Annotated in this window: 18 protein-coding genes; 8 read left to right on the top strand and 10 right to left on the bottom strand. The window is 36.4% G+C overall.

Features of this window, described 5'->3' with window-relative positions; genetic code table 11:
• Window positions 1-4: 4 nt before the first annotated feature.
• Genes IEW45_RS08995 through hemA form a run of 5 tightly spaced genes read right to left on the bottom strand, consistent with a single transcriptional unit; the run spans window position 5 to window position 5,319 of the window.
• Window positions 5-679, bottom strand: a complete 675-nt coding sequence (locus tag IEW45_RS08995) for a uroporphyrinogen-III synthase (protein WP_188620913.1) — start codon at window positions 677-679, stop codon at window positions 5-7.
• Window positions 680-681: 2 nt separating this feature from the next.
• Entirely contained in the window at window positions 682-1,383 is a 702-nt protein-coding gene (locus IEW45_RS09000) for a potassium channel family protein (RefSeq protein WP_188620914.1), read from the bottom strand.
• Between the two features lie 13 nt (window positions 1,384-1,396).
• On the bottom strand, window positions 1,397-3,133 hold the full coding sequence (locus IEW45_RS09005) for a TrkH family potassium uptake protein (protein WP_188620915.1): 1,737 nt from the start codon (window positions 3,131-3,133) through the stop codon (window positions 1,397-1,399).
• A 3-nt stretch (window positions 3,134-3,136) separates the two neighbouring features.
• Entirely contained in the window at window positions 3,137-4,066 is a 930-nt protein-coding gene (gene hemC / locus IEW45_RS09010) for a hydroxymethylbilane synthase (RefSeq protein WP_188620916.1), read from the bottom strand.
• Entirely contained in the window at window positions 4,063-5,319 is a 1,257-nt protein-coding gene (gene hemA / locus IEW45_RS09015) for a glutamyl-tRNA reductase (protein WP_188620917.1), read from the bottom strand. Before hemA ends, hemC begins: the two co-directional genes overlap by 4 nt.
• Before the next feature lie 229 nt (window positions 5,320-5,548).
• On the opposite strand from hemA, the gene IEW45_RS09020 reads away from it, so the two are divergent.
• From IEW45_RS09020 to IEW45_RS09050, 7 genes are all read left to right on the top strand, one after another.
• The gene (locus tag IEW45_RS09020) at window positions 5,549-6,421 is read left to right on the top strand and encodes a helix-turn-helix transcriptional regulator (RefSeq protein ID WP_188620918.1); all 873 of its coding nucleotides are present in this window, start codon (window positions 5,549-5,551) and stop codon (window positions 6,419-6,421) included.
• Between the two features lie 12 nt (window positions 6,422-6,433).
• Window positions 6,434-6,904, top strand: a complete 471-nt coding sequence (locus IEW45_RS09025; protein ID WP_188620919.1) for a macro domain-containing protein — start codon at window positions 6,434-6,436, stop codon at window positions 6,902-6,904.
• Window positions 6,905-7,010: 106 nt separating this feature from the next.
• Window positions 7,011-8,042: a ferrochelatase gene (gene hemH, locus IEW45_RS09030; protein ID WP_188620920.1), complete on the top strand. Its 1,032-nt coding sequence runs from the start codon at window positions 7,011-7,013 to the stop codon at window positions 8,040-8,042.
• Window positions 8,042-9,382, top strand: coding sequence for an MATE family efflux transporter (locus IEW45_RS09035; RefSeq protein WP_188620921.1), 1,341 nt, complete (start codon window positions 8,042-8,044; stop codon window positions 9,380-9,382). Before hemH ends, IEW45_RS09035 begins: the two co-directional genes overlap by 1 nt.
• Window positions 9,382-9,939 (top strand): CopD family protein, encoded by a 558-nt coding sequence (locus tag IEW45_RS09040; protein WP_188620922.1) that lies wholly within the window; start codon window positions 9,382-9,384, stop codon window positions 9,937-9,939. Before IEW45_RS09035 ends, IEW45_RS09040 begins: the two co-directional genes overlap by 1 nt.
• A gap of 4 nt (window positions 9,940-9,943) precedes the next feature.
• Window positions 9,944-11,440, top strand: a complete 1,497-nt coding sequence (locus IEW45_RS09045; protein ID WP_188620923.1) for a sensor histidine kinase — start codon at window positions 9,944-9,946, stop codon at window positions 11,438-11,440.
• A 22-nt stretch (window positions 11,441-11,462) separates the two neighbouring features.
• A complete protein-coding gene (locus IEW45_RS09050) occupies window positions 11,463-12,245 on the top strand; it encodes an enoyl-CoA hydratase/isomerase family protein (protein ID WP_188620924.1) in 783 nt (260 codons plus the stop codon).
• 47 nt (window positions 12,246-12,292) lie between these two features.
• Here the strand turns inward: IEW45_RS09050 and IEW45_RS09055 are convergent, their stop codons facing one another.
• From IEW45_RS09055 to yiaA, 3 genes are all read right to left on the bottom strand, one after another.
• Window positions 12,293-12,862, bottom strand: a complete 570-nt coding sequence (locus IEW45_RS09055; RefSeq protein WP_188620925.1) for a GDYXXLXY domain-containing protein — start codon at window positions 12,860-12,862, stop codon at window positions 12,293-12,295.
• Window positions 12,852-14,138 (bottom strand): DUF2157 domain-containing protein, encoded by a 1,287-nt coding sequence (locus tag IEW45_RS09060; RefSeq protein ID WP_188620926.1) that lies wholly within the window; start codon window positions 14,136-14,138, stop codon window positions 12,852-12,854. Before IEW45_RS09060 ends, IEW45_RS09055 begins: the two co-directional genes overlap by 11 nt.
• A 72-nt stretch (window positions 14,139-14,210) precedes the next feature.
• Window positions 14,211-14,684, bottom strand: a complete 474-nt coding sequence (gene yiaA, locus IEW45_RS09065) for an inner membrane protein YiaA (protein ID WP_188620927.1) — start codon at window positions 14,682-14,684, stop codon at window positions 14,211-14,213.
• 129 nt (window positions 14,685-14,813) lie between these two features.
• Between yiaA and IEW45_RS09070 the strand changes: the two genes are divergently transcribed.
• Complete coding sequence (locus IEW45_RS09070) at window positions 14,814-16,307, top strand: hypothetical protein (protein WP_188620928.1); 1,494 nt, start codon at window positions 14,814-14,816, stop codon at window positions 16,305-16,307.
• 7 nt (window positions 16,308-16,314) lie between these two features.
• On the opposite strand, the gene IEW45_RS09075 is transcribed toward IEW45_RS09070, so the two are convergent.
• Window positions 16,315-16,968 (bottom strand): HD domain-containing protein, encoded by a 654-nt coding sequence (locus IEW45_RS09075; protein WP_188620929.1) that lies wholly within the window; start codon window positions 16,966-16,968, stop codon window positions 16,315-16,317.
• Complete coding sequence (locus tag IEW45_RS09080) at window positions 16,961-17,383, bottom strand: hypothetical protein (protein ID WP_188620930.1); 423 nt, start codon at window positions 17,381-17,383, stop codon at window positions 16,961-16,963. The genes IEW45_RS09075 and IEW45_RS09080 overlap by 8 nt, the downstream gene beginning before the upstream one ends.
• Window positions 17,384-17,395 lie beyond the last annotated feature (12 nt).

Consider the following 17,395-nt stretch of genomic DNA (forward strand, 5'->3'; position numbering starts at 1 on the left):
ATGACTAATGGTTATCTTTATAATATTTTATACACTGAATAATTACATTATCTATACTTGGGCGTGTTGCTGTAACTATGTTTCTTGTAATTCCTGCAAGTGCTTCGGCAGTGGTTTTCCCAATGCAAAAGCATACTTCATTTTGTATACGGTTTTCTTTTAAATAACTCTTTATTCCTGAAGGGCTGAAAAACAAGATACCATCAGGTGGCGTGTTTATTTTATGTGGTGTTAGCTTAGTGGTATATACTTCAATTTCATTAAAGTCAACTCCTGCTTCGGTTAAGGTTTGGGGTAATGTGTTGCGACGCATACTGCCTGAAAGAAAAGTAAAAACCTCATTAGCATATTGTTTTATAAGTAAAGCTGCTAAATCTTCGGCATAATCGGCAAAAGCAGTTACGGTATAGCCTTGCTGCTCTATAGCTTCGGCATTTTTTTTACCTACACAAAATATATTACGGTTGGCAATACCTTCTTTACCAACTTCTTTTACAAATGATTTAAACCCGTTTTGACTGGTAAAAATTAAGTTATTACTTATTGTTTCAGATGTAAAGCTTATTGGGCTAACCGCAATAAAATCAGCTTCAGTTACTAAAAAACCTGCATTAAGCAAATATTGCCTTTGACCGGGGCGTAACTTTTTGGTTGATAATATGCGTGCAGGTTCTTTCACATTTAACGCATTTTTTGCTGATAGCGGTTACAAAATCTGTTAATATCCTTATTAAGCCCAAAAACAACCAGTAAGTCTCCGCTTAATATTACACTGTCTTTAGTTACAAACCCCTCGGAGCGGTCTACCATACTGTTAGTACCTATTATAGACTTTCTCATTTGTTTGCGCACAATAGTTACTACATGCAAATCGAAAGTTTGTCTAAACTTCAGTTCTTCCAGTGTTTTACCGTCAAATTCAGGTAATGCCTTTATCTCCGAAATACTGTAGTTTTTATCAATACTAAAGTTGTCTACAATACCTTTCAGGTTAATTTTCTTAGCCAATCTGTCTGCAAAATCCTGCTCAGGGTGTATAACAAAATCAATACCCATTGCATTTAACACGGTGTCGTGTATTGGCGATAATGAACGCCCTATAATACGGGCTTTGGTAAGTTTTTTAACTACTGCGGTAGCAATAATGGCAGCACCCTCATTTTCACCAATAGCAATTACGGCTATATCGGCATCTTTAATAGGTAGCGCTCCATAAGCAAGCTCATTAGTAGCATCCATGCAAATAGCATGCGATATTTTATTTTTAACCAGATTTACCTTGTTCATGTTGTTATCTATACCGATAACTTCATTTCCGGTTTCTGTAAGGTTTATTGCCAATGACATTCCAAAGTTTCCTAAACCGAATATGATGATTTTCATAACACTGAAAAATTTAGTTTATTAAAATGTTCTCTTCCGGGTACTCATAACTATGTGCTTCCACATGTTTAAGCATACCTATTAATAAGTTGAGTAAACCTATCCTGCCCAGGAACATTACTACTATCAAAACGTATTTACTGCCTATACTAAGGCTTGCGGTAATACCAAGGCTTAGCCCTACTGTGCTAAATGCCGAAAATACCTCAAAAGCTATTTGTATAAGCGAATAATCTTCTTCAAAAAATAATATCATTAACACTCCTGAACCTATTACCATAAGGGAGATACATATAATGGCAAATGCCCGCTTAACGGACTGGTTGTTAATTTTTCTGCCTCGTAACTCTATACGTTCCTTTCCTTTGGCTATTGATATTATATTGAGCGTAGCCAATGCAAAGGTACTGGTTTTTATACCACCACCGGTAGACCCGGGAGAGGCACCAATCCACATAAGAAAAATTACAAAAAGTATTGCCGGCATAGAAAGCGAAGCAAAATCGTAGGTGTTGAAACCTGCTGTTCTTGCGGTTACTGATGTAAATGCTGCCGAGGTTACTCGGCCCAGTGTACTTTCGTGAGCAAAGGCTCTGTGTGCTTCTGTAAAAAAGAAGAAAAAAGAACCTACTGTAAGTAATATTGCCGTGGTAATAATTACAATCCTGGAATTTAAGGTTAGTACCCTGACAGGGGAGTGTATCCGGCGATGGGTAATACTATTGATGACAAAGTCACTTACGTATTTAAGAAAGTTGAATACTATATTATAACCCAATCCGCCCAATATAATAAGGTGCATTATAATCCATTGGAAACCGTAAGCATGGCTTATAGCAGCATCGCTCAAACCTTGAGAAAAGGTAGAGAATCCCGCATTACAAAATGCCGAAATGGAATGAAATACTGAGAAGAAAGCTTTGTTTTCTATTTCAGGAATATCGGCAATAAACCAGTAAATAAGCAATGCTCCCACAACTTCTATACCTACGGTAAAGGCTACTACACGCATAGCAAATCGCATTACATTTTGCAGGTTTTCGCTGTCCATAAAGCTACCCACATTCATCCCCTCTCTAAAACTGGCTCCTTGTTTAAAGAAAAAAGCAAAGAAGGAAGTAAAAGTAAGCATACCAATACCACCCAGTTGTATAAGGCAAATTATAACAGTTTTACCCATAAAGGTAAAATCAGTAGCTGTGTCCAGCACTATAAGCCCCGTTACACATACTGCGCTTATAGAGGTAAATAAAGCATCTATAAAACTAATACCATGTGTTGTGGCATTGGGAAGCATTAGTAAAAAAGCACCTATAAAGCCTGTAACGGCAAAACTCCCCACAAACAGAATGGTGGGGTTGTAATAGAGTGCATATAGTTTTCGTAATAAGCTGGTAAGCCGCAGGAAAAAATACAGTATAAGCCCGGTATCTATAACAAGGTTAGTGTTATAAAGCCTGTCAAAATCATCACTATAGGAAAAGGTAATGCCCGACGCTATTAAGGTTATAACCAGTATAAGGATGTTAGCCTTAAGCATCTTTTTCAGGGACATGTTATGGCTGTATATAAACCTTAGCACATTAAAAATAATAAGGCTTATAATAATCAGCGTAAAAAACAATGTTTTATGGTCAAACCACGTTGAAACAGTGTCTTCAAATCCAAAATCAAAAATCAGGAAGGTAATTAACAGTATGTCAACAAAACCGTATATTTTTGATAATACATTTGATATATTTTTAAACATTACCTATTGTTCTTTTTTATTAAGCGCTTTGCGAATCTCCTCCATTAGTGCTTTACCTCCATTGTTAAGCACTTCCTCTGCACATTCCTCGCCAAATTTACTATAATCTGAGTCAATAGGAATTATTTTCTTACTATCTATTTTTTGCTTCCCGTTTATAGAAAGGAGTGTACCTTCAAAAACGATACTGTCATTTTGGTATTGTGCCAATGCCCCTATGGGAGCAGTACAACCACCTTCCAGTGTTTTTAAAAACTGACGTTCTATATAGGTGCATATTTCTGTTTCCTTATGGTTTAGCTTTGCTACTGCTTCACGGCAGTATTCATTTTCTTCCATAACAGCTATAACCATAGCACCCTGTGCGGGTGCAGGAATCATCCAGTCCAGCTTTAAATGATTTTCCGGTAACAGGTTAATACGGTGTAAACCTGCCTGTGCAAAAATAGCACCACCCCAGTTGCTTTCATCAAGTTTTCTAAGGCGGGTGTTTACGTTACCGCGAAGCCCTGTTACAGTATGTTCAGGGTAACGGTTTAACCATTGTGCCTGCCTGCGTAAACTGCCAGTAGCAATAGTTCCTGTAGTATTTAAAAAATCAAGATTTCCTTTATGGACAAGTATATCATTTGTATTGGCACGTTCTAAAACGGCACCTTGCACCATGCCTTTCGGTAGTGAAGTAGGTACATCTTTCATAGAGTGTACGGCAATATCTACCTCGTTTTTAATCATGGCAACGTCCAGTATTTTGGTAAATATGCCTGTTATACCAAATTCATACAGGGGTACGTCCAGCACTACATCACCGGCAGATTTTACTGCAACTATTTCCGTTTTATAGCCCAGTGCTTCCAGTTTTTCTTGTACAGTATGTGCTTGCCATAGCGCCAGTTCGCTATCGCGTGTGCCTATTCTTATGGCTTTACTCATTTTGTGGGGTTTTCAATGCGGAAGACTTTTTCAATCCATTCGATGCTTTCATCTACCACTGTTTCACTGTCTTTTAAGTGGTTGGCAAAGTGCGTCGTAATTTTATGAATAATCCTCTGGCTTATGATTTCAGCCTGTTCTTCATCAAAATTACTGATTTTTTTGCGCTGGAAATTTAATTCGGTGTCTTTTATTGTGTTAAGTTTATCCTTAAGTGCATTGATGGTAGGGGCAAACTTTCTGGCATTCATCCAGTTAGAGAACTCTTCTTCTATTTCGGAAATAATAGCTTCGGCAGCCGGAATATGGTTTTTTCTGTTTTCCAGCGTTTCATCTGTTATTCTGGAAAGGTCATCTAGGTGAACAACCGTTACGCCTTCCATCTCTTTTACATTATCATGTACGTTTTTAGGTATAGAAAGGTCTAAAATAAGCAGGTCTTTTTCCAGCTTTAAAATGTCTTTATCAATAGTAGGTTGCTGCGCTCCTGTAGCTACAATCAGTATATCAGCTTTTGGTATTTCAAGCGGTAATAAGTCGTAATCTTTAACTATCAGGTTAAATTTACCGGCTACTTTTTCAGCTTTATCTTTAGTACGGTTTATAAGGGTTATATGCTCGTTTTTAGTGTGTTTTACTAAATTTTCGCAAGTGTTGCGCCCTATTTTACCGGTACCGAAAAGGAGTATGTTTTTATCCTGAATATCAGTAACATTGTTCATAATATACTGTACAGAGGCAAAGGAAACAGAAGTAGCTCCCGAGCTTAGGTCTGTTTCATTTTTAATTCTTTTGCTTGCCTGTATAGTGCAGTTTACTAATCTTTCAAGGAAGGCATTCGCCATATCAGCCTCTTTAGAAGCTATGAACCCTGATTTTATTTGTCCTATTATTTCAAAGTCACCTAAAATCTGGCTGTCTAATCCTGTCCCTACGCGGAACATATGGTTGACGGCTTCCTTATTTTTATATACAAAAGCAACGCGTTGAAATTCTTCAACGGTTCCGTTACTGTTATCGCAAAGTAATTTGATTAACTGAAAAGGGTGCTCTGCAAAACCGTATATTTCTGTACGGTTACATGTAGAAACAACAATAAGGCTCTTCAAACCTTCCTGCTTTGCCTGTAACAAAACGTTTTGTTTGCCCTCTGCGTCTAAACTGAATTTCCCTCTTATCTCAGCATCAGCCTTTTTATAACTTAAGCCAATGGCGTAAAAAGATTGATGTTTAACTCCGATATGATGCTCCATGATAATTCACTCTCCTAAAAGTATTACAAAATTATTATTAACATTTTTTTAAAAGTAACGCTGCAGGTTCTTTTTATATCGCTTACGGAGATTTTACACAGAAAAAGCCTTAATATTTATAAATACACTATTTTTGTAATGAAATCAATGCTTTAGATGGTTTTTATTTGGAACTATTCTAAATAAAAGACTTTAAATGTTGAAAAAAGCAACTTAAAAAAATAACGCTATGGGTACTCCCGAAGAGTTACAAATTGAAGAAGATTTTTTCGTTTTTCGCTTTCAGAATGATAGTGATGAGACTACTCATTTTGAGCGAAAAGTGAATACGGGGTTAATACAGTTTCACTTTGGGGTGAAGGGAAATGCTAAGTTTATTTTTAATGAAGGTCGTTATGCACTGGGGCTTAAAGAGGAGGCTTCTCTGTTTTTATACAACCCTCAAAAAGAGTTGCCTATGCACTTGGAGGTTGCTCCGCACTCGTGGGCACTTTCGGTACTTATATCTATAAAAAAGTTTCATAGCTTTTTTTCGGAAGAGGCAGATTATATTCCGTTTTTAAGTGAAGACAATAAAGACAAAAAGTATTACAAGGAAGAGAAAATAAACCCTTCTATGGCTATAGTGCTCAGTCAGTTATTCCATTTTAACCTGCATCAGTCTATAAAGAAGTTATATTTTAAAGGTAAAGTGTATGAATTACTGAGCCTTTACTTTAACAGGGAAGAAGATCCGAATGCGGAACAATGCCCGTTTTTGATAGATGAGGAAAACGTAATAAAAATAAGAAAGGCAAAAGATATTGTAATTGCCAACATGGCAGAACCGCCGGGGCTACAGGAACTGGCAGACCAAGTGGGTATTAACCTCAAAAAGCTGAAAATGGGTTTCCGCCAAATATATGGCGACAGCGTGTACAGCTTTTTGTTTGACTATAAAATGGAGTTTGCCCGTAAGTTGCTGGATAGTGGTTCATATAATGTAAATGAAGTAGGGTTACGAATAGGCTATAGTACATCGAGCCATTTTATAGCTGCTTTTAAAAAGAAATTCGGCACAACCCCAAAGAAATATTTAATGAGTATAAACGAGAAAATTTAGCACAGTTATTAAATGAAAGATATAAATTATATAAAAGGAGACGCTACACAACCTATAGGTGAAGGCAATAAAATAATTGTTCATATATGTAATGATATTGGTGGCTGGGGTAAAGGTTTTGTAATGGCGATTTCTAAACGTTGGGAAAAACCTGAAGTTGAATATAGAGAATGGTATAAGTCTAACGACAATTTTGAACTGGGAGAGGTACAGTTTGTGAAAGTAGAAGATGATTTGTGGGTTGGAAACATGATAGCGCAGCATAAAATACATAAAAGTAAAGAGGGTAATCCGCCTATTAGGTATGATGCTGTTAAAAAAGCATTAGAACACGTTTGCAATTTTGCTGTAGAAAATAAAGCTTCTGTACATATGCCAAGAATAGGTTGTGGATTAGCAGGAGGAAAATGGGAGGAGATAGAATCTTTAATTCATACAGCGTTAAGCGAGAATGATATTCAGGTAACTGTATATGACTTTTAGGCTTAAACAATTCATAAAGTTATAAAAACAATAGTATGTTGTATGGTTTTTGCTTTACATTGCAAATACAAGCCAACAACAGCAAATACAATTATAAAGACAGAAAATGAAAGGAGTATTACTGGTTAACCTTGGGTCTCCGGCAAGTCCGACCCCGAAAGACGTAAAACCATACCTGGATGAGTTCCTGATGGACAAATATGTAATAGATGTACCATTCCTGCTAAGAGCTTTATTAGTAAGAGGTATTATATTACGCAAGCGACCGAAAGAATCAGCACATGCCTATCAACAAATATGGTGGGATGAGGGTTCTCCGCTTATTGTGTTAAGCGAAAGAATGCACAAAAAAGTAGCTAAAAAAACAGAAATGCCTGTAGCTTTAGCTATGCGTTACGGTAAGCCCTCTATTGAGCAAGGTTTGCAGGAACTGGCAGATAAAGGAGTGACTGATGTATTGTTGTTTCCGTTATACCCGCAATATGCAATGGCTTCTACACTAACTATATTAGTGCAGGCAGAAGAGATACGTAAAAAGAAATTCCCGCAAATGAAGTTTACCGATGTACCTGCTTTTTACAATAAGCCGGATTACATTAAAGCATTGGCAAACTCTATAAAATCATCAATAGCGAATTTTGATTACGACCATTTATTATTCTCGTATCATGGTATTCCTGAACGACATATCAGGAAAACCGATGTAACAAAATCACACTGTAAGATAAACGATACCTGTTGTTCTACACCATCGGCAGCACATAAATTCTGCTACCGCCACCAGTGTTACGAAACTACAAGACTGGTTGTAGAAGAACTGGGTATACCAGAAGATAAATATTCGCTTACATTCCAGTCGAGGTTATCCGGCGACAAATGGCTTGAACCTTATACCGATATTGAGGTAAACAAAATGCCAAACAAAGGCATTAAAAAACTGGCTGTGGTAACGCCTGCCTTTGTTTCGGACTGTTTAGAAACACTGGAAGAAATAGCAATGCGTGCCAGAGATGACTTTAAAGAACATGGCGGAGAAGAATTTTTAGCCGTACCATGCCTTAACGATAATGATGAGTGGGTAGATGTTGTTGCAGGCTGGATTAGCGAGTGGGAAAAAGCTGAAATTCCTGTAGCCTAATGTCTGTATCATCTGCCGAACTGGCAAAAAAAAGTATTAAAAGCCTACTGATACGGCAAGCTGTGCCGGCATCAGTAGGCATTCTTTTTATGTCGCTCAACATTTTGGTAGATACCATTTTTGTAGGGCAATGGATTGGTTCGCTGGCTATAGCAGCAGTTTCGGTCGTATTGCCGCTTACCTTTTTTATATCATCATTAGGGCTGGGTATTGGTATAGGGGGTAGTTCGGTTTTATCGCGTGCTTTAGGAGCAGGTAATAAAGACAAAGCACTTGCCACTTTTGCCCATCAAATAATGATGACCTTCGGGCTTTCTTCCCTTTTTGTAATATTCGGACTTTTCTTTGGGGAAGATATGCTGTATGCTTTTGGTGGTAAGGGAGATATTACCGAACCTGCCAAAACATTCTTTTTACCTGTATTGCTGGCAGTACCATTGCAAGCGTTGTGCATGATGGGAAATACAGTAATACGTGCCGAAGATAAAGCTCGTTTTGCAATGCTGTCCATGATTATTCCTGCAATAGGAAATATTTTACTGGATGTTCTTTTTATTAAGGTTTTAGATATGGGAATGTTTGGTGCTGCATTGGCAACCGCATTGTCATTTCTTATCTGTTTTTTATATGTGCTTTGGTTCTTTATTTATAAAACAGAACTAAAACTACATTTCAGGGATTTTGTATGGCACAATAAGCTGGCAAAAGAAATAGTTTCGCTCAGTTTTGTAACATTTGCCCGCCAGGGGGTAATAGCTATACTGGCAGTACTGCTTAACAATACCCTTTTTGCCGAAGGAGGCGAACACGCCGTTACTGTATACGGTATTATAAGCCGGATGCTAATGTTTATGCTTTTCCCTGTTTTGGGTATTACACAGGGATTTCTGCCTGTTGCGGGTTACAATTACGGAGCAGAAAATTACGGAAGAGTAAAGGAATCTATCTTTACAGCGATTAAATATGCTACGGCACTGGCTATTGTAGTGTTTATAGTAATACTGGTTTTTGCCCGCCCTATAGTTTCCGTTTTTACTAAAGATGCTCAGGTAATAGAAGATACTCCCTATGCTTTGCGCTGGGTTTTTGGTGCTTCGCCTATTATTGCTATTCAGCTTATAGGTTCGGCATATTTTCAGGCAGCGGGTAAAGCTACAAAGGCATTATTACTCACACTAACCAAGCAGGGGTTCTGCTTAATTCCGCTGGTGCTGGTTTTACCTCACTTTTTTGGTATTTTTGGTGTATGGGTTTCGTTCCCTATTGCCGATGTGCTTTCAACACTAATTACGGGTATATTCCTTAAAAAGGAACTGGATACCCAGCTTAAAGAAGATTGATGGAACAGTATTACGACTATATAAAATCATTACACCTCATATTTGTAATAACATGGTTTGCGGGGTTATTTTACATTGTGCGCCTTTTTGTATACCATATAGAGGCTAATGAAAAACCTTCTCCCGAAAAAGAGATACTAACCAAGCAATACAAATTGATGAGTTACCGCCTATGGTACATTATTACATGGCCTTCAGCAGTATTGGCGAGTATTTTTGCCTTCCTTATGTTATTTGGTACAGCAAGGGGTATGACATGGTTACATTTCTCTTGGATGCACGTAAAACTGCTTTTTGTGTTTTTATTGTACTTATACCACTTAAAGTGCCATCAGATATATAAGCAATTACGAAACGATGAGGTAAAATATACTGTAAACTTTATGCGTTTGTGGAATGAAGGTGCTACAATTATACTTTTCTCCGTTGTTTTTTTAGTAATTTTAAAAAACGCTATAAACTGGGTTTTTGGTCTGGTTGGACTTATAGTTTTTGCCATACTGCTTATGTTAGGCTTTAAATTTTATAAACGAATACGAGAAAAGAACAATTCCTGATTGCATGAAGGAAAGTTTTAAGATAAAGAAATGGTCATTAAGGGTAAGGATATTTGTTTCTATGATATTCGTTACACTTGTAGCCTCTTTACTTATAGCTGCCGTATCTATTTATCAGTTTAAAAAAGAAGCGAAAGATTACCATCAGGACAGGGTAGACCGTAAAGAAAAAGCTATAAAGGAGCATATTAATTACATTCTGGCTACTACTACCTATCCGCTTTCTACTGAGAATTTACCATTAATCTTCCGTGAACGTATACATGAACTGGCAGATATTCATGGGATGGAAATTAATATTTATGACCTTAACGGGCATTTATTAAAGTCATCTAAATCAGCATTTTCAGTAGATACTATCAGTCAGCAAATACCCGATAAAATATTACGTCTTGTTCGCTCTACTGCCGAAAAGCGTTTTATAGACTTACAAACCAGTGAAAACGGTAAAAAATACCGCTCATCATACAGTTATATAAAAGATACTAAGTTTAAACCATTAGGCATACTCAGCTTGCCTTACATTGAGGATGATGGTTATTACGAAAGGGAGATAAACAACTTTATGATACGTTTTACTCAGGTGTATGCCTTTATGCTTATACTTTCGGTAATTATAGCTTATTTCCTTTCCAGTTATATAACTAAATCATTAAAAACTATTAGTGAAAGAATTACAGAGATTCGTTTAAGTAGTGCGAATGAAAAAATAGATCAGGAAGACTCTCCGCAGGAAATAAGCCAGTTAGTAAAGGCATATAACACTATGGTGGATGAGCTTGATGAAAGTGCTGCAAAACTGGCACAAAGCGAGCGCGAGCAGGCATGGAGGGAAATGGCAAAACAGGTGGCACATGAAATTAAAAACCCGTTAACGCCAATGCGTCTTACGGTACAAAGTTTTCAGCGAAGGTTTGACCCGAATGACCCTGAGATTACTAAAAAACTAGATGAATATTCTAAAACATTAATCCAACAAATAGATACCATGACTTCGGTAGCTTCGGCTTTTTCAAGTTTTGCATCTATGCCGGCACAGCAAAACGAAACTCTTAACATGGTTAAGATAATAAGGCTTGCACTGGAAATATTTAACGAAGGTTATATAAACTTTAGCAGTGAAGAGCCGGAGGTTATAATCTATATGGACCGTACGCAACTGATACGTATTATAACCAATTTGGTTAAAAATGCTATACAGGCAATGCCGGAAGACCACCCAAACCCTCAGGTAATTGTAAGGGTTTACAGAGAAGGCGATAAAGCTAAAATATGCGTAAAAGATAATGGTAAAGGTGTAAGTGAAGAAAATAAGAGCCGTATTTTTGAACCTAAGTTTACTACTAAAACAAGTGGTATGGGGCTTGGTTTAGCTATTATTAAAAATATAGTGGAGAATTATAACGGTATGATTACCTTTGAAAGTGAACAGGGTGAAGGAACGGTGTTTATAGTAGAGTTTCCGCTGGCAGAAAACAATAACAATCAACAAACTACATAAAAAAACAATAAACGTACATAAAATGGCATTTGAAAATATCCTTACAGAAGTTAACGACGGATTAGGTTTAATTACCATTAACAGACCTAGTAAACTAAACGCATTAAACAAAGCTACTATACAGGAACTACACGAAGCTTTTAAAGCTTTTGACAGTGACAGCACAGTAAAAGTAATTATTGTAACCGGTAGCGGAGAAAAAGCATTTGTTGCGGGAGCTGATATATCAGAATTTGCTAATTTTTCGGAAGAAGAAGGTGGTAAGCTTGCAGCAAAAGGGCAGGAGTTGTTATTTGATTTTGTACAGAACCTTTCTACCCCTGTAATTGCAGCCGTAAACGGTTTTGCATTGGGTGGTGGTTTAGAGCTTGCCATGGCAGCACACTTTCGTGTAGCGTCGGATAACGCAAGAATGGGACTTCCTGAAGTTTCGCTTGGTGTTATACCGGGTTATGGTGGTACACAACGCTTACCGCAACTTGTAGGCAAAGGGCGTGCTATGGAAATGATAATGACTGCAGGTATGATAAATGCTGAAGAAGCTAAAACATACGGACTTGTAAATCATGTAGTGTCACAAACAGGACTGTTGGAGTTTTGTAAAGATATAGCAGGGAAAATAATGAAGAACTCTCCTATGGCGATAAGCAAAGCTATAAAAGCAGTAAATGCTAATTACGAAGATGGTGTAAACGGATATGAAGCTGAAATTAAAGCTTTCGGAGAATCATTTGGTACCGAAGATTTTAAAGAAGGTACTACTGCGTTTTTAGAGAAAAAGAAACCGCAGTTTACAGGTAAGTAATTACACAATGTGTTATAAATAAAAAAGCCCCAATATTGGGGCTTTTTTTATTGTTTATCTCTTTCTTTTAAAACGTATTCACGTATTGGTATGTCATCTATAATAACATCTTTTAAAACAGCATTACCATCTTTTACTGCTACCAATGCATAAGCAGGCTTTTTATTTTCGGCATTTTGGTTATACGACCGATAGAATGTTTCCGCTTCCGGGGCTTTACTTTCTTCCATGTAATAACGGTCAAACTCCAGTGAAAAAAATATTTTGTCCTTAGCACTGTAGCGACAGTTTCCAACCACGTAATCTGTTCCGTCATCAGGTGCTTGGTGGCTTATGCTCGCTATATCAGCAAACCCCTCCTTGTCAGTTTTTAGTGTTATATAAACAGGCTCTCCGTATACCCAAGTAGTATCGTTTGTAGGGTAAGAACTCATATCATAATTTAACCTTACATATTTACCACGAAAAGGGTCTTCGGGGTCTATAGGTGCTGTTTTAAACTTGTATACAGTACCCGTTCTTTCGGTCACTTCACTATCATATACCATTTTTAGCGGTACAAATGCCTGAGCAATAGCAGTGATTATAAAAGCTATAAATAGGTGTTTAGTTTTCATGGTTTGTAATGTTTAGTGTTTCTTTCTTCTTCTTTGCTAAAAAGTAGTTGCCTATAAAAAAGCTAACGCCTAGTGCCAGGAATAAAAGTCCTCTCACAGCAAAAGAAATCTGGGTATCAAAAAAGCGGCAGAGTATAAGTACTGTTATAGTAACCAGACCGAAATTGAGTATTTTAAAGTCGATAGTATTTATACCTCGTTGAATACAACCAACCCCTACAGCCAGTACAGCTAAATTACTTAGCCAGAAAGCAATGTTATAATCAACTAAATAACCAAAATAAATTAAAGGGAAAATTAATGCTGCTAAGTTGAAAACAGTGAGCTTTTCTCCGTTTTTGTGTGCTATGTAACTAAGCCCTACACTTATTGAAGATAAAGCTAACGCCAAAATGTAATATACAGTTTCTTCAGGTGACTGGGCAATGTCGAACTGCCATACTAATCGGAAAGAACTAATAATAAGCAATGTTGTAATTCCTAAAGCGCCCAGTTGGCTGTAGCCATTTAAAAACCATCGTCTTCGAAAAATGGGTAGCATACCTATATTGTAAATAATACACAACAACAAGCCGTAAAGTATAATAGTAAGTTGTTGCACTCCATCTATAAAAGCGCCAAAAGCTATAATTAAGCTTAACGGTAGGAGCCAGTTAAAAACATTAGTAGCGTTGTGGTTTGGTTTTACTTTTAGTAAGTTTAAGTAGTATGGCAGAAGTGCAGCAATAAACATTACATAGAACCAAGGGCTGCCTGACTGGAACGTAACATAGCCTGTTTGTGTAACATAGTAGGTGCTTAAAATTAAAGACAGTACCGCGATAGTGTTCGATTGTAATAAGTATACTAACGGAATGCAAAGCAACGTCCAGGTAAAAAGGTAGCTGCCAATATCTCCGGGTATGTTGTATATCTGGGCGACTAATGCTATAGATGCCCCTACAGAAAAACATAAAAGTATTCCCGAAATTTCTTTAAATACCTGACTTTTCTTTTTTACCAGAGCATACCCTGTACTTATCTGGAATAAAATTAAAGGCAGTAATGCTATACCTGTTTTTACAGGTCGGGAAAAATTATCCCAGTTGTGGGCAAATAGTAATATTATACCAAGTCCTGTTAGTATTCCGCCTATAGAGCCAAATATTGCTAAGGGGTTTGTACCATTATCACGCTGTTTAGTAACATAATAGTGTTCAATATCTTTTGCTGTATCAGGAGTTATTACCTTCTCTTTTACAAGTTCAGGCAACTGTTTTATAATTGATGAAGCCATAATTATTGTTGTTGGTTAATACTATAACCCCGAAACCACATGCAATATTGCATTGTAGCATCGGGGTATCCGCTAAGCGTTAGTACTTTCAAAATGTTTTAAATCGCGAGTGTTTTTTTGTACTGCTATAGCAGCAAATAAACTTAATGTAAATGCCATTCCGTAAAAGCCCTTTTCACTTAGTGCTAAAGTAGCATTCCATAAACCTACTACCAACAGCACTACTGATGCAAGGGTTGTAAACCAGCTTATACCGTAATACATATCGGTTACGGGTAGTCCTTCTTGTCGGTCGCGTACACTTTTTTGTACGGATATTACCGAGAACAAGCCAAACAATAATATAGTAAAGTAATATCCCTTTTCGTTAAGCTCCATATCGGCATTAAACAGCCCGATACAATAGGAAACCATTCCTGCCAAAAGTGCTACCCACGATGCTCCTACAAAAGCATTACTGGGTTTAAGCGGAGGTACATTTGTACTTTTTTCTTTTTTAAAGATTTTAGAAGTTTCGTTTTCTTCCTGTGTTTTTAGCGGATTCATAATAAAGTTGATTTTAAGATTACAGGGACAAATCTCAGGTTAAAAAGCAAGTAAAAAAAACTATAGTTTATAATAAACTGATGATATATTTTATATTTATTACTTTTATAGTATATAATTTACAGTGCTATGAATGCTATTGATGAGGTAGTTTCAATAATGTCAATATCAGATAAAAAAGCCTTTATTTCGTATCTTGACAGAAAAAATAAAAGAAGTGATGTTCACAATATTGATTTCTTTAAAATATTAGAAACTGATGATATAAACAGGTTAAAAAATAAGTATAAGGATAAAAAATCGGCAGATGTTTACCATGCCTTGCGTAAAAGAATTTACGACAGCCTTATCGCTTTTATGGCAAACCGTGCTTTTGCAAATGATACATCGGAAGAGCATGAAGTGCTAAAGTTAATAGTAGTAGCCCGTTTGTTTTTAGAACATAAATTATATAAAACTGCCTTTAAATGTTTGCGTAAAGCAGAAGTAAAAGCTACAGCATTAGAGCAGTTTAACCTGCTGAATGAAATTTACCATACGCAAATTCAGTATGCGCATATAGAAGGAGCACCGGAGCTTGAAAGCCTAACAGAAAAGTTTAAACAAAACAGAGAAAAGCTACATAGGGAGGAGCAGCTTAATTTAGGCTATGCTATACTGCGTAAAGAACTTTCCGAAATTCAGCATAAAGGTAAAATAGTTGATTTTAGAGGTGTTATAAAAAATACTATGGAGTCGCTTGGGGTATCGCTAAATGATGTGCTTACTTTTAAATCACTTTATCAAATACTTTTTATAGCTAATGAGTATGCTTCTATAAACAATAACTTTGGGCTAATTGCCCCATTTATAGAAAGGAGTTTAACCTTTATCAGCAATAAAAAGGAACTTACAGGCAGGCATTTATATTATCATATATACATACTGTACTTTATAGCTAATATTCATTTCAGGAATCGAAATTTCAGTGTTTCGATGGATTATTTAAATCAAATGGATATCCAGATGCAGGCGCAAAACGGAAAATATAAAAAACGGTTCTTTTTACGGTGGTCGCTTTTGCGGGCATTAAATGAACATTACTCCGGTAATGCTGATGCAGCTATTACAATAGCCAAAAAGGCATTATCGCAGCAAAAGAGCGCAGATCCTGTTGATAGTAATGATTTAAAGTTCTGTTTAGTAGTTTTTTATTTGCAGCATAGTGATAAAACAGCTTTTAAATATATAAGAGCTTTTGCCCATACGGATAGCTGGTATGAAAAACGTATGGGTATGGATTGGACTATTAAAAAAGTACTGGTAGAAATATTATTATATGCCGAGTTTGATAATACCGAGCAGGCGCTTTACCGCATAAAGAGTTTTAAAAGGCGCTATAAAAAGTACCTTGTTGAGGTTAATGAAGAAAGGGTTTTAGCCTACCTGCAATTTGTGGAAAAGTACATTGCCAAACCGGAACTGGCAACATCTGAAACATTCCAAATACAACTGCAAACACTACTACAGGAAAGCGAAGCAGAGCATGATGTTTTTACAACAAGTTTTGTGGGTTGGTTAATGGCTAAAGTAAACAAAGCACCTGTTTATACAACAATTTTAGAACTACTCAATAAAAAGTAGTATTACTTTATTTTTCACCTTCCCATTCGGCATAAAACTGAGCAAGGAAGTTTACCATATAATTATGCCTGCCTTGCGCTAATTTTTTACCTGTTTCGGTATTCATGCGGTCTTTTAGTAATAGTAACTTTTCATAAAAATGATTGATAGTAGGCGAGTTACTCTTTTTATACTCCTCCTTACTCATGTTAAGGTTTGGTTCAATATCAGGGTTGTATAAAGGTCTGTTTTTAAACCCGCCGTAATTAAAAGTACGGGCAATACCTATTGCGCCAATTGCATCAAGGCGGTCGGCATCCTGTACTATTTCCAGCTCTTTAGAGTTGAATGCTTTTTCAAAATTACCACCTTTAAAAGAAATGTTTTCTATAATCTTTACCACATGGTCTATAACCGTTGCTGCAACGTTTTCTCCCTCTAAAAAGGTTGTAGCAACTTTAGGTCCTACGGTTTCATCGCCATTATGAAATTTACTATCAGCAATATCATGAAGTAAAGCACCCAGTTGTACTATTACTAAATCACAGTTTTCTGTTTCGGCTATTTTCATAGCGTTATTGTAAACCCTTTCAATATGAAACCAGTCATGTCCTCCTTCAGCATTTTCAAGTTGTTGTTTTACAAAGTTTATAGTTTTATGGATAAGGGCAGGGTTACTCATTTTTATTTATGTAAGAGGTTTTGTGGTCGTTAAAATTTAGGTTAAAAAGAAATATCGAAATTGCCATTATTATACTATATGATAAAGGAAAAACAAAATCTTTATTATAAACAGTTGTAAAAGCATCACCTAAAAGTGAAAAGGTTACAAATATTGATATAACTGCATATATGCTCAAAGTAATTTTAATTGATTTATTGTTTATGTTATGTTGTTGAAGCTTTCTTCCCAATAAGTAAAATAAACCTATTGATGGCAAAGAGAATATTATTCCCGCGAGTATAAACAGGAACGCTAAAGGACCTGTTTGCTCAATATCCAACCAGTTATTGTTATCTATAATACTTAGAGATATAAATATGATAAAGGGAGATACAAGCAGAGTGGTGAGCCATACTTTTAAAAAGTAATTCATATTTAAAATTTA

The organism is Flavobacterium suaedae (genome assembly GCF_014642915.1).
Lineage (GTDB): Bacteria > Bacteroidota > Bacteroidia > Flavobacteriales > Flavobacteriaceae > Flavobacterium > Flavobacterium suaedae.

Excerpts from the sequence above, each read along its gene's own strand:
- IEW45_RS09000 (WP_188620914.1), bottom strand. The coding sequence starts at position 1,383 with ATGAAAATCATCATATTCGGTTTAGGAAACTTTGGAATGTCATTGGCA.
- IEW45_RS09005 (WP_188620915.1), bottom strand. The coding sequence starts at position 3,133 with ATGTTTAAAAATATATCAAATGTATTATCAAAAATATACGGTTTTGTT.
- hemC (WP_188620916.1), bottom strand. The coding sequence starts at position 4,066 with ATGAGTAAAGCCATAAGAATAGGCACACGCGATAGCGAACTGGCGCTA.
- hemA (WP_188620917.1), bottom strand. The coding sequence starts at position 5,319 with ATGGAGCATCATATCGGAGTTAAACATCAATCTTTTTACGCCATTGGC.
- IEW45_RS09020 (WP_188620918.1), top strand. The coding sequence starts at position 5,549 with ATGGGTACTCCCGAAGAGTTACAAATTGAAGAAGATTTTTTCGTTTTT.
- IEW45_RS09025 (WP_188620919.1), top strand. The coding sequence starts at position 6,434 with ATGAAAGATATAAATTATATAAAAGGAGACGCTACACAACCTATAGGT.
- hemH (WP_188620920.1), top strand. The coding sequence starts at position 7,011 with ATGAAAGGAGTATTACTGGTTAACCTTGGGTCTCCGGCAAGTCCGACC.
- IEW45_RS09035 (WP_188620921.1), top strand. The coding sequence starts at position 8,042 with ATGTCTGTATCATCTGCCGAACTGGCAAAAAAAAGTATTAAAAGCCTA.
- IEW45_RS09040 (WP_188620922.1), top strand. The coding sequence starts at position 9,382 with ATGGAACAGTATTACGACTATATAAAATCATTACACCTCATATTTGTA.
- IEW45_RS09045 (WP_188620923.1), top strand. The coding sequence starts at position 9,944 with ATGAAGGAAAGTTTTAAGATAAAGAAATGGTCATTAAGGGTAAGGATA.
- IEW45_RS09050 (WP_188620924.1), top strand. The coding sequence starts at position 11,463 with ATGGCATTTGAAAATATCCTTACAGAAGTTAACGACGGATTAGGTTTA.
- IEW45_RS09055 (WP_188620925.1), bottom strand. The coding sequence starts at position 12,862 with ATGAAAACTAAACACCTATTTATAGCTTTTATAATCACTGCTATTGCT.
- IEW45_RS09060 (WP_188620926.1), bottom strand. The coding sequence starts at position 14,138 with ATGGCTTCATCAATTATAAAACAGTTGCCTGAACTTGTAAAAGAGAAG.
- yiaA (WP_188620927.1), bottom strand. The coding sequence starts at position 14,684 with ATGAATCCGCTAAAAACACAGGAAGAAAACGAAACTTCTAAAATCTTT.
- IEW45_RS09070 (WP_188620928.1), top strand. The coding sequence starts at position 14,814 with ATGAATGCTATTGATGAGGTAGTTTCAATAATGTCAATATCAGATAAA.
- IEW45_RS09075 (WP_188620929.1), bottom strand. The coding sequence starts at position 16,968 with ATGAGTAACCCTGCCCTTATCCATAAAACTATAAACTTTGTAAAACAA.
- IEW45_RS09080 (WP_188620930.1), bottom strand. The coding sequence starts at position 17,383 with ATGAATTACTTTTTAAAAGTATGGCTCACCACTCTGCTTGTATCTCCC.